Source organism: Herpetosiphon giganteus (genome assembly GCF_016907925.1).
In the GTDB taxonomy this organism is placed as follows: Bacteria; Chloroflexota; Chloroflexia; order Chloroflexales; family Herpetosiphonaceae; genus Herpetosiphon; species Herpetosiphon giganteus.
Window position 1 is genome coordinate 24,431 of record NZ_JAFBCZ010000007.1, and the last position, 19,596, is coordinate 44,026.

Consider the following 19,596-nt stretch of genomic DNA (forward strand, 5'->3'; position numbering starts at 1 on the left):
GGATCACCTCAGTTTATGCGCAAATACCAGTCGAAGTTAGTTCGTGCGCCGCCCCACTCGCTGCCATAGCGTGGTTTGTCGTCGTCGGACAAAGCGATACAGGCCAATCAAGCCAGCCCAATTGCTATTGACTAGGAAGGTTGGCACGTAAACCACCTTGCCTAGTTTACTATTTGAGTCAACCTGGCCCCCAAGCCAAGCCATGGTGTAGAACACAATTTGAAACGCCAGCAACAGCCAATTGAATGGCGCTGCCAGACGGAGTAGTTTATGCGATTTTGCCTTACTTGGCCATAGCACCGCCACAATATTCATGACCAAGGCCCCGACCATATTCACTGCCACCAAGGTGCGCAGGGTTTGGTGCGAGAGCAATTGCCACAAGGCCAGCGGGCGGCGGAAGGGCCATAAACTGCGGGCATAGGTAATTGCTTGATAACGCCCAGCGAAAATCCGCGCGCGGCGGGCAATTTCATCCTGCGCCGATTGCGAAACTCGTTCGTGCGAGCGAGCTTGCGGCGCATAGTGAATGCGAAAGCCACGGGCGATGATGCGCATGCCCATATGGGTGTCGTCGTTGATAATTTCATCTGGCGGCGATTCGAACAAATCGCTGCGCACGGCCAGCACTTCGCCAGCAACCGCAGTACAGCCAGCCAATTTGCTCTCTTGCTTTTTAACAAACGACTCGTAGCGCCAATACAGCCCTTCGGATTCGCCCAGCGCACCGTCGCCTTTTTCGATGACTTTTGCGCCCGACACTGCGCCCACATCGGCATCGGCAAATGGCGCAACCAGTTCGCGAATTACGTTGGCATCGTAGCGATTATTGGCATCGGAAAAGACAATAATCTCGCCGCGCACAAACGGAATCGCGCGATTGATCGCCGCCATTTTGCCGCGCCGAGGCGCTTCGTAGAGCAATTCCACGCCTTGGTCGGCGTATTGCTGCACAATTTCTGGCGTGCGATCGCTCGAGCCATCGGCAATAATCAAAATCTGCAATTGCTCGCGTGGATAATCTAATTCGAGCGAGTTTTCAATTTTGCGGGCAATTTCAGCCTCTTCGTTGTAGGCCGCAATCAGCAAGGTAACTGCTGGCTCGGCATGCGGATACGGCCCGCGTTCATGGCGAAAGCGCGCCAACAACGTCAAGAGCGCCGGATAGCCTGCATATGTGTAGATGACGCTGCCTGCAAACAGCCAAAATAACGCCGCAATCATTGAGTATTCCTTACTATTGATCCGCAAAAGTTGTAACCGCGAAGAACGCGAAGGTCGCGAAGGTTAAGTTTTAGCCACAGATTCCACAGATTATTGGGATTATTGTTCTACTGGCCCAATGCCGAGCGCATTTCATCCTTCATCCCTCATCCCTCACCCTTCGGTCACTCTGCGCCTCTCAGTTAATGGATTGATCCACGAAGAGCACAAAGAGCACGAAAGCTGAAACCGCGAAGAACGCGAAGGTCGCGAAGGTTAAGTTTTAGCCACAGATTCCACAGATTATTGGGATTATATTCTTTTAGTCCAAAGCCGATCCCCGATCCTCGACCCCTGATCCCCGATTCCTATACCCTATGTTCTATGCTCTATGCTCTATGTTCTCACATTTCATCCTTCATCCCTCATACTTCATACTTTCCGTATGCCTTCGTACAAACTGCGCAAGCGCTTGGCGATTACGCTCAAGGCAAATTCTTGCTGCACCCGTTGGCGCGCTGCTTGGCCCATGCGTTGACGCGCTGCTGCATCGCCCAAAACTTGCAACAAGGCTTGTTCCAGCGCTGGCTGATCGTCTGGCGGAATGATCAAGCCATTCTGGCTGTCGTCGATTGCATCGCGTGCGCCACCAACATCGGTAATGATAACTGCCAATTCGCTGGCCATGGCTTCGAGCATTGCCACCGAAAAGCCCTCGGCAATCGATGGCAACACAAACACATCAGCTGCTTGCAAATAGGGTGGGACGTTATGCACTGCGCCGCCAAAAATCACCCCAGGGCTGCTTTTGGCTTTGAGCGCTGCTTCCTCTGGCCCTTGCCCCAAAATCAATAAGCTTGCATCGGGATGCTTAGCGCGAACCGCAGGCCAAGCCTCGACCAAATAGCGCACCCGTTTTTCCTCAGAGAGCCGCCCAGCGTAGAGCGTGATTGGGCCTTCGCTAGGCAAATTCAGTTCGCGGCGGAGCGCAACTTTAGCTTCAGCGCTCACCGGATGATATTTCTCAGGATCAACGCCGTTGGGTACATAATGTCGTCGTTCGGCCTCAATGCCCAAAATCTGCTCAAATTCCTGATCGATTTCGCGACTGATGGTAAAGAAGGCATCGGCGGTTTTGGTGATCCGCTCCAACCGACCTTTGCCAAACGGGCGTTGTTGCATGCGCAGCACATCGCCAAGCGGCCCTGAACGATGCGCGGTCACGGCATAGGGCAGTCCCAAGGCTTGTTTGGCCGCAATCGCCGTCGTTGCTGGCGAAAACATCTCGTGCGCATGAACCAAATTGGGCTTCAAGCGCCAGAGCAAGGGAATTGCCGCTGCCGTAAAGACTAAGGCCGCAGTTGGCACTGGCCCAGGAATTGGCAAACGATGTACCGGAACATTCTCAATCATCTCGAAGGGCTTGAATCCAGCATAACGGCGGGTTAGCACGCTAATTGCCACACCTTCGGCGGCCAAAAAAGGAGCCAAAGCCGCCAGTTGGCGTTCAGCACCGCCGATGCGCGGAAAATAACCTTGGATGATCATCGCTACGTGCAAGCTATCGTTCATGCGGAAACTGCCTCACGCTGGTCAACGCCCTCGTGGGCGGCGGTATACAACGCTAATAATTGATCGACCCATGCGCTTGGGCTGTGATACTGCTCGATAATCGCTTGCGCTGCCTGTTGCATTTGCTGCATTTGGCTTGGCTCGCTCAACAATTGATTAATTGCCGCTGCCAGCGCTTGATGATCGTGTGGTGGCACGGTGATGCCTGCTTGTTCGCGCACAACCTGCGGAATATCGCCAACCTTGGTCGCGACAATCGGCAAGCCTGCGGCCATCGCTTCGAGCACCGCGATTGGCAAGCCTTCATTGGCCGACGAGCTAACAAAGACATCAGCGCTGCGCAATAGCACTGGAATATCATCGCGTGCGCCGAGCAAATTGACGACCGCATGCAAGTGATGTTCGTCAATCTTGGCCTCGATTTTAGGCCGCTGATCGCCTTCGCCAGCCAAAACCAAGCGTGCTTGGGGGTGTTCAGGATGCACCAAGGCAAAAGCATCGATCAGGGTTGGCAAATCTTTGATTGCAGCAAAGCGCCCAACGTTGATCAACATCGTCAAATCAGCATCGCCCAGAATTGCCTCGCGCGTGGCGTAGCGTTGCTCAGCGCTAATTTCTGGCACGGCAACCACCGCATTATGCACCACATGTAGCTTGCGATTGGGCATAATTGGCTGGTAGGCATCGCGAGTGGTATAGCCCACCGCAATAATTTGTTGGGCCAAAAAGCGCACAATCTGCGCTTCAAATTGCTGCTGGCGATTGGCAATCGAAGGGTCGAAGCCAGCCAAGTGCATGGTTGCCACCACCGGAATATTGGCCAAGCGGGCGGCTAAAATGCCCACCACATTGCCATAGGTCAAATGGGTGTGGACAACGCTGACTTGATTACGGCGTAACCAGCGGGTTAATTGCCAGATGCGTTTGGGAGCCAGCATTTTGGGCGCAGCAAAACGCACAACTTCAACGCCCAAACTATTCAGCCGTTCAACCAAGTTGCTGCCGCGATCTTCATCCTTGAGGCACACAACGCTGGTTTTGATCCCACGGCGTTGGGCTTCGATGGCGAAGGTAACCAGCAATTGTTGCGCTCCACCACGATAGAGCGAATCGATGACCTGAACAACGTGCATATTATCTCCGTGCCACCGCACCACGCAAGGTTTGGCCTGCTTGGGTCAAGACTTCGCGCTGGCCAAACCATAAAGTTCCACCGTAGGAGCCGATGCCAACCACGACCGCTGCCAAGAGTTGCAACCACGACGGCGTGTTTTGCAACGCCAGCAGGGTCAACATCAAACAAATACTCATCACTGCGCCAGCAAGAAAGGCTGGCTGGAAGGCGCTCAAAATTCGCCGGATTGGCATGTTGAGCACTTTGGCGGCAACCACCAAGTTGAGCGTGCTGCCCAAAAATGCGACCAAGGCGTGGGTGATGCCGACCGCTTGCAACGATTTGAATTGAGCAGCGGCAAACCACAAGGCTGGCACCAACACCACCAAACGCACAATCGAAAGCTTGGTCAAAATGCTGGTGCGATTTTGGGCTTTATACACATCGCCAACATTGTAGCCCAGCGAAAGAAACAGGGTATAAATTGCAATCGTGCGCATAATCGGCACGGTTTCAACCCACTTCACGCTCAGCAAGGTCAGCACAAACGGCTCAGCCGCGATCGCGATGCCCAACGAAAGTGGCACCGTAACCAAGGCAACATAGCGCGAAGCAATAAAAAAGCCCTGTTGCAAGCCCGCCGGATCGTCGCGCAAGCGGCTGTACAAGGGATACAACACATTCGCCAAGGCAATACAAATTTGCATCACCATCAAATCGGGAAAGCGAAAACCGTTGGTATACACGCCCAGCTTTTCATCGCCAAGGTAGCGCCCAACCAGCAAATAATCGGTTTGGGCGAGCATCACCGCCAAGCCATTGACCGCCACAATATTGCTGCCAAAGCCTAACAGCGGCTTGATAACCGCGCGATCCAGTTTCAAGCTAGGTCGCCATGGATTAACCATCCAATAGGCAATTACGCCACATGCCGAGCCGCCCAACTGGCCCCAAACCAAGCTCCACGCGCCCATACCCGCCAAGGCACAACCAATCGAAATTGCGCCTTTGCTGCTGACTTGAATCAAGTCGGGGATAAAACGCTTTTTGAATTGCATGCGTTTGCGCAACAAGGCATCGTGAATATTGCGCAAGGCAAACAGCGGGAAGCTCAAGCCCAAAGCCCGAATAATCGGAATCACATCAGGATTATTTTGCAAAAAATAGGTGGCGACGATTGGTGCTGCCAGCCATGTCATGCTGAAAAGGGTCAGCGCAATGCCACAGCCAAGCCAAAACGCGGTGTTGGCGGCATCCTCATCAGCCTGATAAATCACCGCTGAGCCAATCCCCAGATCTTGCATCACCTCTAAAAAGGCGATGACGGTCAGACCCATGCCAACCAAGCCATACTCAGCTTTGGTGACAAAATAGGCCAGAATCACCGTGGTGATAAAGATCAGAATTTTGCCGCCATAAGTGGCGGCATACGACCATAACGTATTGCGAGCAGCGCTCTGTACAATCGTCTCAGGCTGTTTCGCCATTTGGTTGCGCCTCGCGATAGTCTTCGTAAGCTTTGTTGGCAACATTGGGAATTGCATAGGCGATGGCAATCAGAATCCAAAAGAAGCGTGGATAGGAGAGTTGCAGGAAAATCCCCGCAATCATATAGCCCACCAAGCCCGCCTGAAAGCCAAAAATCAAGCCATCAAAATCATCCATTTTGATTTCGCGGAATTTCTTGCGCGCCTTGTTCATATCGCGGAACAGCACCCACATCATGGCCGCAAAGACCGAAAGCCCAAACAAGCCTTTTTCGGTCAGAATTTCGAGGTACATATTGTGCGGCGCTTGGTCCCAGCGACTGTTATCCAGCCCCAGATCGCGGGCATATTCTTGGTAGTGATTGCCAAAATTGCCCACGCCCAAGCCAAAAACCGGATTCGCCAAGAACATGCGAATACCTGCTTGTTGGGCGCTCGAACGCCCGCGAAACGAGGCTTCGTTGCGCACATCTTCTTGGGCTAAACCAGGAATCGCCTCGGGAATCGTTTCGAGCCGCGCAATATACGAGGCTGGCAAGGTCGGAATAATTACAATGGCCAAGGCCACAATAATAATTACTGACATCAGCTTTGGTGGCCGTCGAATAAACATCAGCAAGCTGGCAAACGCCAGCGAGAGAAACGCACCGCGACTGAACGAGAAGAAAATCGAGGCCATACAGACGCTCAATTGCCAAATTGCAAACCAGCGCAATTTCTTATTTTTCTCATTCCACAAGCGATCCATGCCCAGCGGAATCAGCGTGAGCAGCACTTGCGAATAGAAGTTGGGGTCACCGATTGGCCCTGCAATTCGGTAATCATCCTCAACGCCGGAGACGATTTGCATTTTGCCAGCTTTGGCAAAGCCCAAATAATCGTTATCGAAGGTGCCAGTTAATTGCTGCCACGTGGTGATCGAAGCCATGAAAATGCCCGCAAACAAGAGTGCCCACATCGAACGATGCAGCATCTTGGGCGAACGCATCATCATCACCACCACCACCACGATAATTGCATCTTTGAAGTAGCTCACCACGCCGTTTTTGACCCGCAGCACATCATCTGCATACAGAAACGTGGCCACCCCAACCATGCCATAGATGAAAATCCAGACCGCTGGTTTGAGCCATGGTTCGGGCTTTTGGTTGTAGAGCATCCAGCGCATGAAAATAATTAAAAAGAGCAGCGCTAAAAATGGTTGGGCAGTCGAAGGAGCACCATTGCGCACCATCACATCGGAAAAACGGGTGTAGCTCATAAAAACCAGCGCCAACAAGCCCCATTCGCTGTTGCGCATCGTGACCATTGCGGCGGCGGCTCCGCCAAACAGCAGCACCAATTTCAACGGGTTATCGAAAACTGCCAAGGCGGCAGCAACCCCAGCTCCACCAGCGATCGCCAAACATGCAAAGATGACATTCATCCATTTGCTGTTAAAAAAATCTGGTTGGCTGCTTGGCTCTTCTTGTGGTGTGTTGACCAGCATAATGACCTCGTTGCTGCACGGCATGCAATTCACGCCGTGCAGGTTGGTTTAAGTTAGGCCGGTTGTTCGACGGCAGAGAAGAGCACATTCTTTTCGCCGCTGCGATAGGAGCGGGTCAAGGCGGCTTCGGCTTCTTCGACTAATTGCCCATAGGCCATGTTGTTGCGGCGGGTTGCGCCCCCAGCGTAGGGCGTGAGTTTCACCACTACATCGTCAATCCCGGTTTCGACTGGCTGATCAAGCGCATTCAGAATCCGATCAAGTGTGCGCGTGGCGGCAATTTCCGGCGTTTCAGGCAGCAAAATCGAGAAGGTCGTGTTATCCCAACGCCCAATAATATCGTTGCCACGTAATTCGTTGCGCAAGACGTTTTTGGCATGGCGCAGGACGCGCTGCACCACAGGCGCAGGCATACTATCAATCACATCTTGCATGCCATCGAGATAGACCAAGCCCAACGAGGCAATGGAGCTACGACCCAGCGCATCTTTGGCTTGTTGGTCGAAGTGACGACGCGTGAAGGCCGTCGAAATCGCATCGATTGTGCTGCGGCGGCGTAAGGCTTCCAACGGTGTTTTCAATTGGGCTTGGACAATCGCGATAATTGCTCCAACGACTGCACCCAAAATCAAAGCTAAGGTCGTGTCGCGCACTGGCTTGGGGCTTTGCGGCACCGATGAGGGCAAAGCTGGGTCAAGCACAGTTAGGCTGTAGCTGGGGTATTTTTGATCAACGAAATCGATCGTGCGTTGCGCCAAACTATTGGCCAACAATGCGGTGGTATTCGCATCAGGCCCATCAACATAGACTTCCAAGACATTAGCCTCGGGAACCGTGACCGCATTGTTTTTATAGCGCACGACTTCGCTTGGGGGCAAATTCAGGCCGCCGCCAGTTTCCTTGAATGGGCTACCACTATTCAGAATTTCGGCAATCGTGTTGACGATTGTGCGGTTTTGCAAGGTGGTAACGCTATATAATTCTTGGCCGCTATCAACGCGGGCCAAGTTTGGGCTGAGCAATAGCCGCGTGCGCGTGCGATACTCAGGCTCAGTTACATAAGAGCGGGCAAGCGCCAAGGTTGCCCCTGTTAGTGCTGCCAGAGCGATCAGCCACCAGCCGCGCCCTAACATTCGGAGATAATGACGAAATTCCATAGCAACAGTTCCTTTGTTGCAGCGCCGACTGCTGGCTAGGCCATGCGCTGCGTTGGTTGAATAGTTGAAAGAATAGCAGCCCGAATGCGATCGCCAACGCGATCCCAAGTAAATTCACGATGCGCGAGTTGGTAGCCAGCTTCACCAAATTCGCGACAGCGTTCTGGGTGATCCAATAAATCACTTAAATAATTGGTCAAGCTATCAACATCGCCAGGTTCAATCAGATAGCCAGTTTGGCCGTGCAATACGCGGTCGGGCAGGCCGCCACTATTGGCCGAAATAATCGGTAATTTATACATTGCCGCTTCAGTAAAGGCAATTCCGGCTGGCTCGATTCTGCTGGGCATGCAAAAAATCGTCGCCTCACGGAAGTGTTGCACAACCTCTTCACGCGGCACGCGCCCAATAATCCGGCAATTGGGCAAATCAAGCTCTGGCGTGCATCCCACGATGGTTAATGTTGCGTCGGGATGCTGGGCTTGGATGCGCTTGAAGGCTTCGGCTACTTCCGGCCCGCCTTTGCGCTCCCATTCTACTCCAACAAATAAGATTCGTTTGGCGGCGTAATCTTTATCGGTTGGTGGGTCTATTTTAACATTAATACCTGTATAGACACACTCGGCTTTTTCAGCAGGATAGTTGTAATCTTCAATGGCTGAATTGCGGGCAAAATTGCTGGCAAAAAAGATTTTGCTGGCATTGCGATAAATCTCCGGCTCAATCGCCGCGCGCCATTCTGCCGAGTATTGAATTTTGCTTGGGTCAAACAGTTTGTAGCGCCAGTTGGCGCGCAAGGTGTGGTCGGTGTAGATAAAATGCGGCAAGCCTGCCACACTTGCATCAAAAAAGGTTTGGGTCTGAAAAGCAAAGGCATAATCACGCGGATTGAAACGCTGTTGCACCAGCTTTTTAATTCGCGTGCCAATCCAGCGTGTGACAAATAAATGCGGGTTGGGCTGCTTCTTGCCAGCCAAAATCTCGCGGCCATATTCTTTGTAAACGGCGGCCATCGCCAACAGATACAAATGTGGATTATGTTTAAGCCAATCTTTAAAATCGAAAACCTCAAGCGTATATTCAGGAAACACCCGATTGAATTGAGCGATCAGATTGGGATTAATAAACGAAAAATCGCGAATTTTGAGAAAAGCAATCTTTTGGGGCATTCCTGCTGCTCCTACGCTTAGGCATTGCGTTGAATTGGTCGTTGCAAAGCGGGATTCACGGCGAGTAAGGTTTCGGAAAGTTTCTCGACACAGGTTACCAAATTGAAATCGCTTTGCACCAGTTCGCGGCCACGTGCTGCATAGCGGGCTGCTTCTTCTGGGTTATCGCGCACGTAGAGCAGTTGGTCGGCCAAGGCAGCGGCGTTGGCAGGTGGCACGAGGTAGCCAGTTTCGTCGGGGCGCACTAGCTCGGGAATGCCCGACATGCGCGAGGCCACAACTGGTAATTCGCAGGCCAAGGCTTCCATCAACGATACCGGAACACCTTCCATCTTGCCCGCTGGGGTGATGATGCTTGCTTGCACATAGCAATCAGCAGTGGCTAACAGCTCGCGGACTGCGGTTTCTGGCTGTGGGCCAAGCAATTCGACCTTGCCGGTTAATTGTTTTTCGGCGATCAATTGCTCAAGCATTGCTTTATCTTCGCCACCGCCAATAATCCGGCAGCGGAAGTTTACGCCACGGTCGCGCAAGAAGCTGCATGCCTGAATCAAGAAGGGATGGCCTTTGTAATCTTGTAGGCTGCCTGTGGTCAAAATTTCGAAGCGTTCGCCAGCGGGCTTGGGTTGGGGTTGATAGCGCTCTGGGCGAATGCCACAATGCACAATATGAATTCGATTGCGCACCCATTCGCCTAGTTTTTCAACCAAAAATTCGCGGTGGAACTCAGCGATGGCAATAATTGCGCTGGCTCCGCGCGCTTTGGTTGGCAGCATCGCTCGATTCACAAAAATATCGTGGCCATGCACCGTGAACGAATAGGGAATGCCAGTTAGGCGATTGATAATCCAGGCCGCAAAGGCTGGATAGGTGGCATAATGGCAATGAATATGGGCAATCTTTTGCGCTTGCATATGCTTGCCGAGCGTGATCGCTTTGGGAATTAATGCCAATTTGCGGACTAATTCGCCTGGGCTGCTGGCACTTTCGGCCACTGTTTTGGCCACGATGCCGCCAGTTTTGAGCGGTTGTTTGGCCAAGCGTTGGGCCAAGCTTAGCGCAACATGCGGCGAGATAAACGGCTGCGCCTGCGCCTGCGGAATCCAGCGCTTGGCTTCATCGTGGACAACTGCCTGTTGTTGCAACATCAACGGAAACAGCTTCACATCCCAGCCCAAGCGCTCCATTTCGAGCATTTCACGCAGAATAAACGTTTCCGACAAATGTGGGAAACGTGACATCATGTAAGCAATTGGTTGTGGCACTAATGCGCACCCCGCTGTTTCAACACGGCTGGGATGGTGCGGAACAGAATCTGAATATCGATCCACAAGCAGCGGCGTTCGATATAGGCAATATCCAAAAGCAAGCGATCATGGAATTCGGTGCTAGCGCGACCGAACAATTGCCAAAGCCCAGTCAAACCTGGTTGTACATCGAGGCGTTCGGTTTGCCACAAATCGTAGGTGTGTGCGCCAAACGAGGTTGGGCGTGGGCCGACGAGGCTCATCTCGCCTTTGATCACATTCAGCAACTGAGGCAATTCATCGAGGCTGGTTTTGCGCAAAAACTTACCAACCTTGGTGATGCGTGGATCGTTGCTAATTTTGAAATCGGGCCATTGCAGCTCGTTGAGGTGCATCAACTGCTTTTTCATTTCCTCGGCGTTGGGCACCATCGTGCGAAATTTATACATACGGAAAGTGCGCCCGCCCTTGCCAGTGCGTTTTTGAGTAAACATGATCGGCCCGTTGGGCGAATCGATTTTAATCAAAATGGCACATAAGAGGAAAAATGGCAGCAAAAATGGCATGGCCAGCAATAAAATCAACAAATCCATCGCTCGTTTATTAATCAAATAGATCTTGCGAGCCATTGGTGAGCGATTGGGTTGAACTTGAAACAGCCAGGCATAGGCTGGATTTTCACGATAATTGAGTGAAGAAGCCATGACGGTTCCTTTCTGCACGATGCATTGGTGGCCTTTAAACTTCAGTCTGAATGGTCGAGCGTGTGTCTTGTGGTTTAACCGCTTTGAGTTGGCGCAATGCCCGTGTATCGGCCTCGCGAATCAACTCATCAAATGTTAGGGCATCGTCGGGAAATGATGCAATTCCACACAACACATCTACACCCAGCCTCTCGGACGCAGCAGCCTTGATGCGTTCCGCGAAAGAAACAGAATTGGCGGCATTGGTTTCGGGACTCATCACGATAAATTGGTTTGAGCTTGGTTGCTCAAAAATCATGTCGGTACGGCGCATCACATCAGCAACAACCCGGGTTAAGCTGGTAACAACATAGCGGGTCATCATTGATTTTTGCACTTCTTCGACGCTGCGATGAATCGCCAAATTGACTGATTGGGGATCGGGCTTGATCACCAAGACACTCATTGGGCGACGGTGACGGCGACTGCGCACCATCTCGGTTTGAATTTCGTCGTTCGAGTCGTTGAGTGGCCGAATTTGGCGATTGACTTGGGGCAAGGTGATGTTGATCACTGCCTGTTCGAAATCGTAGAGATCAATCGCGACTTGGTGTGCAAAGCGCACCCCGACCAACAAAAAGACCAGTTCGGTGAGTGATAAATAAATATCGACCCCAACAAACGAAACACTATTAAAAAATGCCAAGCGAATAATTGCGTAGATCGCACCCCAATAGGTCATGGCTACCAAAAGCCGCCGTTGGCGAAAATAGGGCAGCATCAGCGTGATAATGATGGATGCTAACCCGAGAACATACACAAATGAACGTAGGTCAATAACATTCTCGCCCTGGAAGTCCAGCCGCTCGATGTTAAAAAACGCAGCAAGATAGAGAACGAGCGCAATAATTGATCGACGCAGGTACTTCATGGTGGCTTACTTTCTGGCTATATGTGCCACACTACACCAAAAAACAACACGTTGCCAAGCTGCCGCCGCTTTGGATTGCAACCGAGAACAGCTCCCAAATTGCCTGCTTAGCGCTACTTACAATAGTACGGTGTCTTTGGCTGTGTGCCAACAGAATATTCTAAAGCGTGGGTACTAAATTTTTAATAGTACCTTAGCTTAACCATATCAAGAGAAAGGACTACCTACCAATGGTCGTCTTCTACTTTGGCCTCTGTCACTAAAAGTGTCAAGGGTGACTTTTGTCCTAAAAAAATTTTAAGTATCCAATAAAAAAGCGATGCACTTGTTCTGGCATCGCTGCATTCTGACACATCGCTATCTTCTAGGACACCACGGTCTGTAGTTGTTCTGGCAATCGCAAGTATACCATGGCAGGTCAAAAGATCAACATTTTTTGACTTTAAGCCGCTTGTAGACTATAATGGCGAACGGGTCGGGTCCTGTGCGGCATATGTTTGCCAACTCCGCCAGGATTGAAAGATAGCAACGGTACGCTTGCCTCTATGGGTGTCACAGCAAGCCTGGCCCACTCGCTCTTTTTGCAACAGCCGTCATACAGTTGTATGGCGGCTGTTGTTTTTAGGCCACATAGACGTTGATTGGCACTGCCAATTGCACCACTAAGCCACCATCAACCCCATCATAGACATCCAAACAGCCATTCATCTCTTGCGCCCGGTAACGTAGCCAGCGCAAGCCGTGGCTGCCAGCTTGAATTAGGCCGTTGAGCAAGCCAATTCCATTATCGCGCACAATTAAAGAGAGCTGCTGTTCGTCGCCACGCAGGCTAATTTCGACGAGGCTGGCTTTGGCATGGCGCGCTACATTGCTGAGGGTTTCTTCCAAAGCGCGCACGAATAAGGCTTCGAGGGCTGGACTAACCTGCTGGGGAATAGTTGTGGTTTGGAGCTGTACTTCAATTAACGTCGTAGCTCGCCAGCGTTCAATAATTGGCTTAAAGCGCTCGACTAAACTTGGTTGGCTGGCTTGGGGCTTAATATCATCAATTAATAAGCCTAAATCGCGAACACCATGATGCGCCTGATGATAGACGGCCTCAACCATCGCCGAGCGCTGCGCATGATCAATAATTGTCCTGATGAGTTCAAAGCGGCGTTGGGCAGTTTGTAGGCTACTGAGCATGCGCGCAGCAGGTTGATTGCTGGTTTCGAGGGGGCGCGGCTTAATGCTGATCAATAAAATACTTGGTACGCCAAGCACCAGCATACTAAACAACATCGGGTTGGCTTGACCAAGTTTGTTGCTGGTAAATAGCGCCACACTATAGCCCAACCATACTATCCCCAAGGTAGTACTGCTGCGGCGCGAAAGTTGGCTCGCCGTAGCCGCCAAAATAAGCCACGTATCAAATAACCATGGGCTATACCAGCTCGTCGCAATTAAGGGCATAATCAGCGCCAGCCCAAATTCTAGCCATTGATCAAGCCATGGCCAGCGGGGCACTGGCCAGCGCCCAGCAGCACGCAAATATTGAGCCAGATAGCCAAAGCTCGCGATAGCTAGCCCTAAGCCCAAAAACTGAGTTTGTCGCCAGGCAGTCCAAACCAGTATGCATGGCAAAAGCCCTGTACGTAGCGCATACAGGTTGCCGCTGGCCATCAAAAAATGGCGAACGTTGCGAATGAAACGGTTCATGAGGCTTGCCATCGTTGGCATCGTTGTGGTTTCGCAGCAGGCATGATCGACACCTTTCGTTCAAACTAGTGTAGCAGAAAGCCATGCTTGCGACAAGATTTGAACAAACTATCGACAAAGGATGAACAAAAGGTTTTAGGGCCTTGTAATCGGCTAAATGACGAGGCTTGGTAGCAGGTTTTGGTTGGGGTTTGGCTAAATTTGCAATTTTCGCAAAGCCGTGTATAATAGCGTCATAACGCGATGCGGGAATAGCTCAGTTGGTAGAGCATCTCCTTGCCAAGGAGAAGGTCGCGAGTTCGAGTCTCGTTTCCCGCTCCACGAATGACTGCTGGTGAAAACCAGCAGTTTTTTCTTGTAAATTAATCACTGAAAGGGCAAGAATGCTCAGCTTAAATAGCAATCAACGCCAATATTTGCGCCGCTTGGCCCACGATTTCAAGCCAATTGTGCAAGTTGGCAAGCAAGGGCTTTCAAGCACGGTGGTAGCTGCTGTCGCCTCCGCACTTGATGCACATGAATTGATCAAAGTGAAATTTGTTGAATTTAAAGAAGAACGCCGCGAATTAACCGATCAATTGGTGGCTGATACTGAGGCTGCATTGGTGGCGTTGGTGGGCAATGTGGCAATTTTGTATCGGCCCAGCCGCATTCAAGATAAACAAGTGATTGTGTTGCCACGTTAGATCTTGGATGTTGAGGCTTTTAGCTGAGTTGATATTGTTTCGCCACCCTTCCGTCCCTCCGCCGGAGGGAAACGCAGGGGGTTTTCATCCCCCTGCACCCCCTAAAGGACAATTAATGGGATGAAATGGTAGCGTGGATCAATCAAATATAGGTTGTTTGATGCACAGCAATCAAGCTCAGCAAACTCAATTAATCTGGCAGCAGGCTAGCAGAATTAAGGCTTTCTGCTATAATACATAATGTTGGGCCACGGCCCTTGATAATTTGACGCGATAGAATGCGGATGAGGCGCACAATGCAAGGTGCGCCTTTTGTGCGATTAGCCGCCGCGTTTAACGCAGTAAATAGTGATGTGCTATGGAATATCAACCAAATCTTAGTAATATTCGACCAGGCAATGGCGGGGTTATTCAAGCAGTCGCAGCAGGCAGCACTGGTGCGCAACTTGGGCTACAAGCTGGCGACGCGATTCTGCAAGTCAACGGTCGGGTGATGCGCGATGTGATTGATTTTCGCTTTGCCATGACTGAAGACCAGGTTGAGTTGCTGGTACGTCAAGCTGGCGAAGAACGCAGCATCCAACTCACCAAAAACCCCGATGATATGCTGGGCCTCGATTTTGTCGAGCCACTCTTCGATCGCCTCCGAACCTGCAACAATAAATGCCCGTTCTGCTTTTTAACCCAAATGCCCAAAGGATTTCGCAAAACACTCTACCTTAAGGACGATGACTATCGCTTGTCGTTTTTGTATGGTAACTTTGTAACATTGACGAATCTCAAGGAGGATGACTGGGATCGGATTGCAGAACAGCGCCTAGGCCCAATGTATATTTCAGTCCACGCGACTGATCGTACCTTGCGGGCAATTCTGCTGGGCAAACCTGATGTTCCCGATGTGTTGGCGCAAATTCGGCGCTTGGGCGATTTGGGCATCGAGGTGCATACCCAAGTGGTGGCATGCCCACAGTTAAACGATGGCCCAGCCTTGGCCCAAACCATCCATGAATTGGGCCAGTTGTACCCAATCGTCCAAAGTATCGCGATTGTGCCAGTTGGCCTAACCCGCTATCGCTTTGAAGGTAAGAAACCGCAAAGCATCAAAGCCGCCATCCGCGTGCACGAAAGCGCCGAATGGATTGATAGCAACTGGGAAGCTCAGCCAATTTGGCAAGAGGAAGCGCCTGTTGCCAACGAGCTGTTTCAAGCTGCCAAAGAAGGCAATCTTGGCTTTTGCGCCCGCTTAGGCGCAGCCACCGAAGTTGAATTGCGGCCATATCGCGGCGATGAAGCCGCTGCGGTGATCGACATTTGCGAACCGTTTCAAGAATATTACATGGCCGAACATGGCTCGGTCTTGGTCTATCCTTCCGATGAGTTTTATCTGTTGGCTGGCCGCGAACAGCCAGATGGCTCGTTGTACGAAGGCTATGACCAATTAGAAAACGGCGTTGGTTTGGTGCGTCAGTTCCAAGACGAATGGGCAGAAATTGTGCCATCGCTGCCAAACGCTGTCGATAAACCAACCAGAATGCTGATGGCGTGTGCCACCTTGGCCGCTCCAGTCTTGCAACAAGTCGCCGAGCAACTTAGTCGAATCGAAAACCTGACTGTTGAATTATGCCCTGTCGTCAATCAATTCTTTGGCGATATGGTGACCGTTTCGGGCTTGCTGACCGGCGGCGATGTGGTTGCCGAGTTACAAAAGCATGGCCCGGCTGATATTGTGATGCTGCCGAAAGTGATGTTTGATCACTCCGGAACTCGCACAATTGACGAATGGACTGTTGAACAAATTGCAACCGCACTTGGTGCGCAAGTGACTATGGCCCGTATGCCGCATGAAATTCGGCGGGTCGTGCGCCAACTTAGCCGCCAAGCAAAACCGCGCTCGCAGCGCCGTTTCATGGCTCAGGCTTCAATGCGCTAGCCCACCAACCACCTGCGAGTGCTACCCAACCCAGTGGAGCATGAGTATGACATTGCAGACGGTTGTGCAGGATAGTGCCTTTGAGTTGGAACACGTATTGGCGGTGATTGAACGGGCCGATGCTATTGCCAGTAGCATGTCGCTCGACCCATTACTGAATCGCATGTTGGATTTATTGATCGAGATCGCTGGCGGCGAAGCTGGCACGCTCTATCTGGTTGAAGCAGACGAGATTGTGTTTCAGGTCGTCCACGGCGATCCCGCCAGCCAACATTTGATTGGCGTGCGTTTGCCGATTGATGTTGGCTTGGTTGGCGCAACAATTGCCGCTACCCAGCCACTCTGGATCGAAGATATTAACAACGATCCGCGCTGGGATCGGCGTTTGGGCGAGGCTAACAGCCTGCAATTGCGCTCGCTCTTGTCGTTGCCGCTCTTGCTCGAAGAACAAGTCGTTGGCGTGATTCAGATTTTCAATCCGCAACGCTCGGAGCCACGCTTGCTTAAATTGCTGGGCAATCGCATGGCTGCCGAAGTGGAAAAAGCGCGCTTGTTGAAAAAAAGCCAGCAACGCGAATCGCGCTTGAGTGCGTTGGTCGAGATTGTTGGCCATATTGGCTCGACGCTCGATCGTACAACATTGCTGAATCTAATCATCGATTATGCACGGATTTTGCTCGATGCCGAGGCCAGTTCGCTATTTTTAACCGAGCCTGAAAGCGGCGATTTGATTTTGCAGCATTCGACTGGCTATATGCACGAACGAGTGCAGGCGGTGCGTTTGGCCAAGGGCCGTGGCATCGCAGGTTATGTTGCTGCCACTGGCGAGACGATTTGCGTTGGCGATGTCAAACGCGATCAACGCCACGATGGCAGCGTCGATGAGATGACTGGCTTTGCGACGCGCTCGATTTTGGCAGTGCCATTGCAGACTCGTTGCATTACCTTTGGCCGCGAACGTGCACAATCTGAGGAGCATCTGATTGGGTGCATCGAGGTTTTGAACAAACGCGCTGGTCGGTTTGATGCCGATGATACCTTGTTGTTGCAAACCTTGGCCCGTCAAGCAGCGACAGTGCTAGAAATTGCCGATTTGTATGCCGATGTTAACGAGCTGTTTTTGGATGTTATTCAAGCGCTGACGGCAGCGATCGATGCCAAAGACCCGTATACCGAAGGCCATTCCATGCGGGTTTCGGAATTTGCAGTGGCGATTGCTGAAGAGTTGGAGCTAGACCCAAGCTTTATTCATCATCTGCGGATTGGCGCAATTTTGCACGATGTTGGCAAAATTGGCATTAGCGATGGGGTGCTGAAAAAGCCTGGACGTTTGACCGACGCTGAATTTGGCGAGATGAAATCGCATCCAGAAATTGGCGAACGGATTCTCGGCCATATTCGCATGTTGCAAACTGAGTTGCCAGTGATCATTCAGCATCACGAGCGGCTTGATGGCAGTGGCTATCCGTATGGCTTAGCCCGAGGCCAAATTTCGCTCGGCGGGCGGATTGTAGCCGTCGCCGATGCCTTTGATGCTATGACCTCTGACCGACCGTATCGCAGAGGCTTACCAATTGAAGAAGCGTTTCGGCGTTTGCGCGCAGGAGCCGACACAGAGTTTGATGCAGTCTGTGTTGAAGCGCTCTGGCAAGCAATAAATCGTGGGCGAGTTCGTTCGCAACGCCTGCGTGATGATAGCGGCGAGCATCGGATTATCAACGATGTCGCGCCATTTCGTACTCCCCTAACACCATCGGCTTGAGCAGGCTGGGTCATTCGGGCATTTGCGCGGGCTAATGGTGGGGTTGGTTGTCAGCAGATTGCTGCTTGACATAGATTTAGTCTGATGAAAGGAAAACTCGCACTTTGCGCGAGTTGTAATAGATATGCCATTCCAACGCCCAAAACGCCGTAGCCCAGAGCGCGGCCCGCAATCAAACTCACGTCCTGCGCGGCCAGGCCGACCTGGCGCACGCTCCAATCAAGCGCCTGCTCGTGGCCCACGCCATGATTCCGCTGGCCGCCCAAGTGGTGCGCCAAGCCGTGGCCCACGCCATGATCCTGCTGGCCGCCCAACTGGCGCGCCAACACCCGCCGGCGCACCACGTCGCCGTGCCTTTGTGCACCTGCCAACCGTTGATATGAGCCGCCCGTTGTTTGCGGTGCAAACGCAACCAGGGGTTGGCCAATTGTTGTTGGCTGAAATTAATGCCACCTTGCAAAAACCAATGTTGGTTGCTCAGCGCCATGTCACCCAAAAAGATGATATGTTGCTGTTTCACACCGACACCAACTCCAAAGAATTGTTTAATTTGCGCGCTGCCGAAGATTTATTTGTGGTAGCGGCGCGGGCCTTCAATATTGCTCCCGATCAAGGCGGCTTGAAGCAAATTCATGCTTCGGTCAAAAATAGTATGCTAGTGCCAACTGCGCTGCGGGTTTTCACCCTCAACGGCGGGCGCACGCCCAAAATCACCACCTTTCGGGTGGTTACGCGGGTAACTGGCAAACAAGATTTTGCCCGTAAAGCCGTGGGTATCGCCGTGGCCGATGCGGTGCGCGATTCGTGGCCAGGCCGCTGGAAATTGGTCGAAGAAGAAGCTGATGTTGAAGTATGGGTTACGCTGTTTGGCAGCGAAATCATTGTAGCGATTCGGCTTTCGACTGGCGGCATGCGTCATCGCATTAACCGAATTGTCGATCGGCCTGCGGCGTTGCGGCCTGCAATTGCTGCGGCGATGGTTCGGCTTTCCAATCCCCAACCAAACGATGTATTTTTAGATGCCATGGCTGGCACAGGTACGATCATTGCTGAACGGGCAGCAGTTGGGCCGTTTGAGCGGCTGATTGCTGGCGATAAAAGCCGTGAAGCCGTCAAAGCCTTGAGCCGAAATCTGGCAAGTGTCGGCGGCGATTTAGCAATTCGCCGTTTAGATGCAACTGACTTACCATTCCAACCAGGCGAAATCAACAAACTCGTCACCAATTTGCCCTTTGGTAAACAAGTCAACAATATCGATGAATTGCATCAATTGTATTCAGGGGTGTGTGCTGAATGGGCGCGAATTGTTGCGCCTGGTGGCATCATCGTCGCGCTAGCCGCCGAAATCGATGTGCTACGCGAAAAGATCAATGCCACCCCTGAATTACGAGTTCGTGGTACGTTCCCAATCGCTGTGTTGGGCCAAACTGCCACGATTGTGCAACTTGAACGTCGTAGAATGTAGCGA

At 51.8% G+C, this 19,596-nt stretch carries 15 protein-coding genes, 1 tRNA gene and 1 other RNA gene; 6 read left to right on the forward strand and 11 right to left on the reverse strand.

Annotation, left to right across the window (positions count from 1 at the left end; translation table 11 throughout):
- Positions 1–36 precede the first annotated feature (36 nt).
- From JOD20_RS08105 to JOD20_RS08150, 10 genes are all read right to left on the reverse strand, one after another.
- Positions 37–1,224, reverse strand: coding sequence for a glycosyltransferase family 2 protein (locus JOD20_RS08105; protein WP_204754786.1), 1,188 nt, complete (start codon positions 1,222–1,224; stop codon positions 37–39).
- A gap of 411 nt (positions 1,225–1,635) precedes the next feature.
- Positions 1,636–2,775 (reverse strand): glycosyltransferase family 4 protein, encoded by a 1,140-nt coding sequence (locus tag JOD20_RS08110; RefSeq protein WP_204754787.1) that lies wholly within the window; start codon positions 2,773–2,775, stop codon positions 1,636–1,638.
- Complete coding sequence (locus tag JOD20_RS08115; RefSeq protein WP_204754788.1) at positions 2,772–3,908, reverse strand: glycosyltransferase; 1,137 nt, start codon at positions 3,906–3,908, stop codon at positions 2,772–2,774. Before JOD20_RS08115 ends, JOD20_RS08110 begins: the two co-directional genes overlap by 4 nt.
- Position 3,909: 1 nt before the next feature.
- Positions 3,910–5,376, reverse strand: coding sequence for a lipopolysaccharide biosynthesis protein (locus JOD20_RS08120; RefSeq protein WP_204754789.1), 1,467 nt, complete (start codon positions 5,374–5,376; stop codon positions 3,910–3,912).
- Positions 5,360–6,865, reverse strand: coding sequence for an O-antigen ligase family protein (locus tag JOD20_RS08125; protein WP_204754790.1), 1,506 nt, complete (start codon positions 6,863–6,865; stop codon positions 5,360–5,362). Before JOD20_RS08125 ends, JOD20_RS08120 begins: the two co-directional genes overlap by 17 nt.
- 53 nt (positions 6,866–6,918) lie before the next feature.
- On the reverse strand, positions 6,919–8,022 hold the full coding sequence (locus tag JOD20_RS08130; protein WP_204754791.1) for a YveK family protein: 1,104 nt from the start codon (positions 8,020–8,022) through the stop codon (positions 6,919–6,921).
- Between the two features lie 35 nt (positions 8,023–8,057).
- On the reverse strand, positions 8,058–9,191 hold the full coding sequence (locus tag JOD20_RS08135; protein WP_204754792.1) for a glycosyltransferase family 4 protein: 1,134 nt from the start codon (positions 9,189–9,191) through the stop codon (positions 8,058–8,060).
- A gap of 17 nt (positions 9,192–9,208) precedes the next feature.
- Positions 9,209–10,435 carry a glycosyltransferase gene (locus JOD20_RS08140; protein ID WP_204754793.1) on the reverse strand — a complete coding sequence of 409 codons (1,227 nt, stop codon included), beginning with the start codon at positions 10,433–10,435 and terminating at the stop codon, positions 9,209–9,211.
- 20 nt (positions 10,436–10,455) lie between these two features.
- Positions 10,456–11,142 carry a sugar transferase gene (locus JOD20_RS08145; protein WP_054536317.1) on the reverse strand — a complete coding sequence of 229 codons (687 nt, stop codon included), beginning with the start codon at positions 11,140–11,142 and terminating at the stop codon, positions 10,456–10,458.
- 34 nt (positions 11,143–11,176) lie between these two features.
- Entirely contained in the window at positions 11,177–12,052 is an 876-nt protein-coding gene (locus tag JOD20_RS08150) for a nucleotidyl cyclase domain-containing protein (RefSeq protein WP_204754794.1), read from the reverse strand.
- A gap of 473 nt (positions 12,053–12,525) precedes the next feature.
- On the opposite strand from JOD20_RS08150, the gene ffs reads away from it, so the two are divergent.
- Positions 12,526–12,624, forward strand: an RNA gene (gene ffs, locus JOD20_RS08155) — signal recognition particle sRNA small type.
- Between the two features lie 49 nt (positions 12,625–12,673).
- On the opposite strand, the gene JOD20_RS08160 is transcribed toward ffs, so the two are convergent.
- Positions 12,674–13,750 carry a sensor histidine kinase gene (locus tag JOD20_RS08160; protein WP_204754795.1) on the reverse strand — a complete coding sequence of 359 codons (1,077 nt, stop codon included), beginning with the start codon at positions 13,748–13,750 and terminating at the stop codon, positions 12,674–12,676.
- Between the two features lie 245 nt (positions 13,751–13,995).
- Between JOD20_RS08160 and JOD20_RS08165 the strand changes: the two genes are divergently transcribed.
- From JOD20_RS08165 to JOD20_RS08185, 5 genes are all read left to right on the forward strand, one after another.
- Positions 13,996–14,071, forward strand: a tRNA-Gly gene (locus JOD20_RS08165).
- A 62-nt stretch (positions 14,072–14,133) separates the two neighbouring features.
- Complete coding sequence (gene yhbY, locus JOD20_RS08170; RefSeq protein ID WP_204754796.1) at positions 14,134–14,436, forward strand: ribosome assembly RNA-binding protein YhbY; 303 nt, start codon at positions 14,134–14,136, stop codon at positions 14,434–14,436.
- A 358-nt stretch (positions 14,437–14,794) separates the two neighbouring features.
- On the forward strand, positions 14,795–16,366 hold the full coding sequence (locus tag JOD20_RS08175; protein ID WP_204754797.1) for a DUF512 domain-containing protein: 1,572 nt from the start codon (positions 14,795–14,797) through the stop codon (positions 16,364–16,366).
- A gap of 46 nt (positions 16,367–16,412) precedes the next feature.
- Positions 16,413–18,128, forward strand: a complete 1,716-nt coding sequence (locus tag JOD20_RS08180; RefSeq protein WP_204754798.1) for an HD domain-containing phosphohydrolase — start codon at positions 16,413–16,415, stop codon at positions 18,126–18,128.
- A 124-nt stretch (positions 18,129–18,252) separates the two neighbouring features.
- Positions 18,253–19,593 (forward strand): THUMP domain-containing class I SAM-dependent methyltransferase, encoded by a 1,341-nt coding sequence (locus tag JOD20_RS08185; RefSeq protein WP_204754799.1) that lies wholly within the window; start codon positions 18,253–18,255, stop codon positions 19,591–19,593.
- Positions 19,594–19,596: the final 3 nt, after the last annotated feature.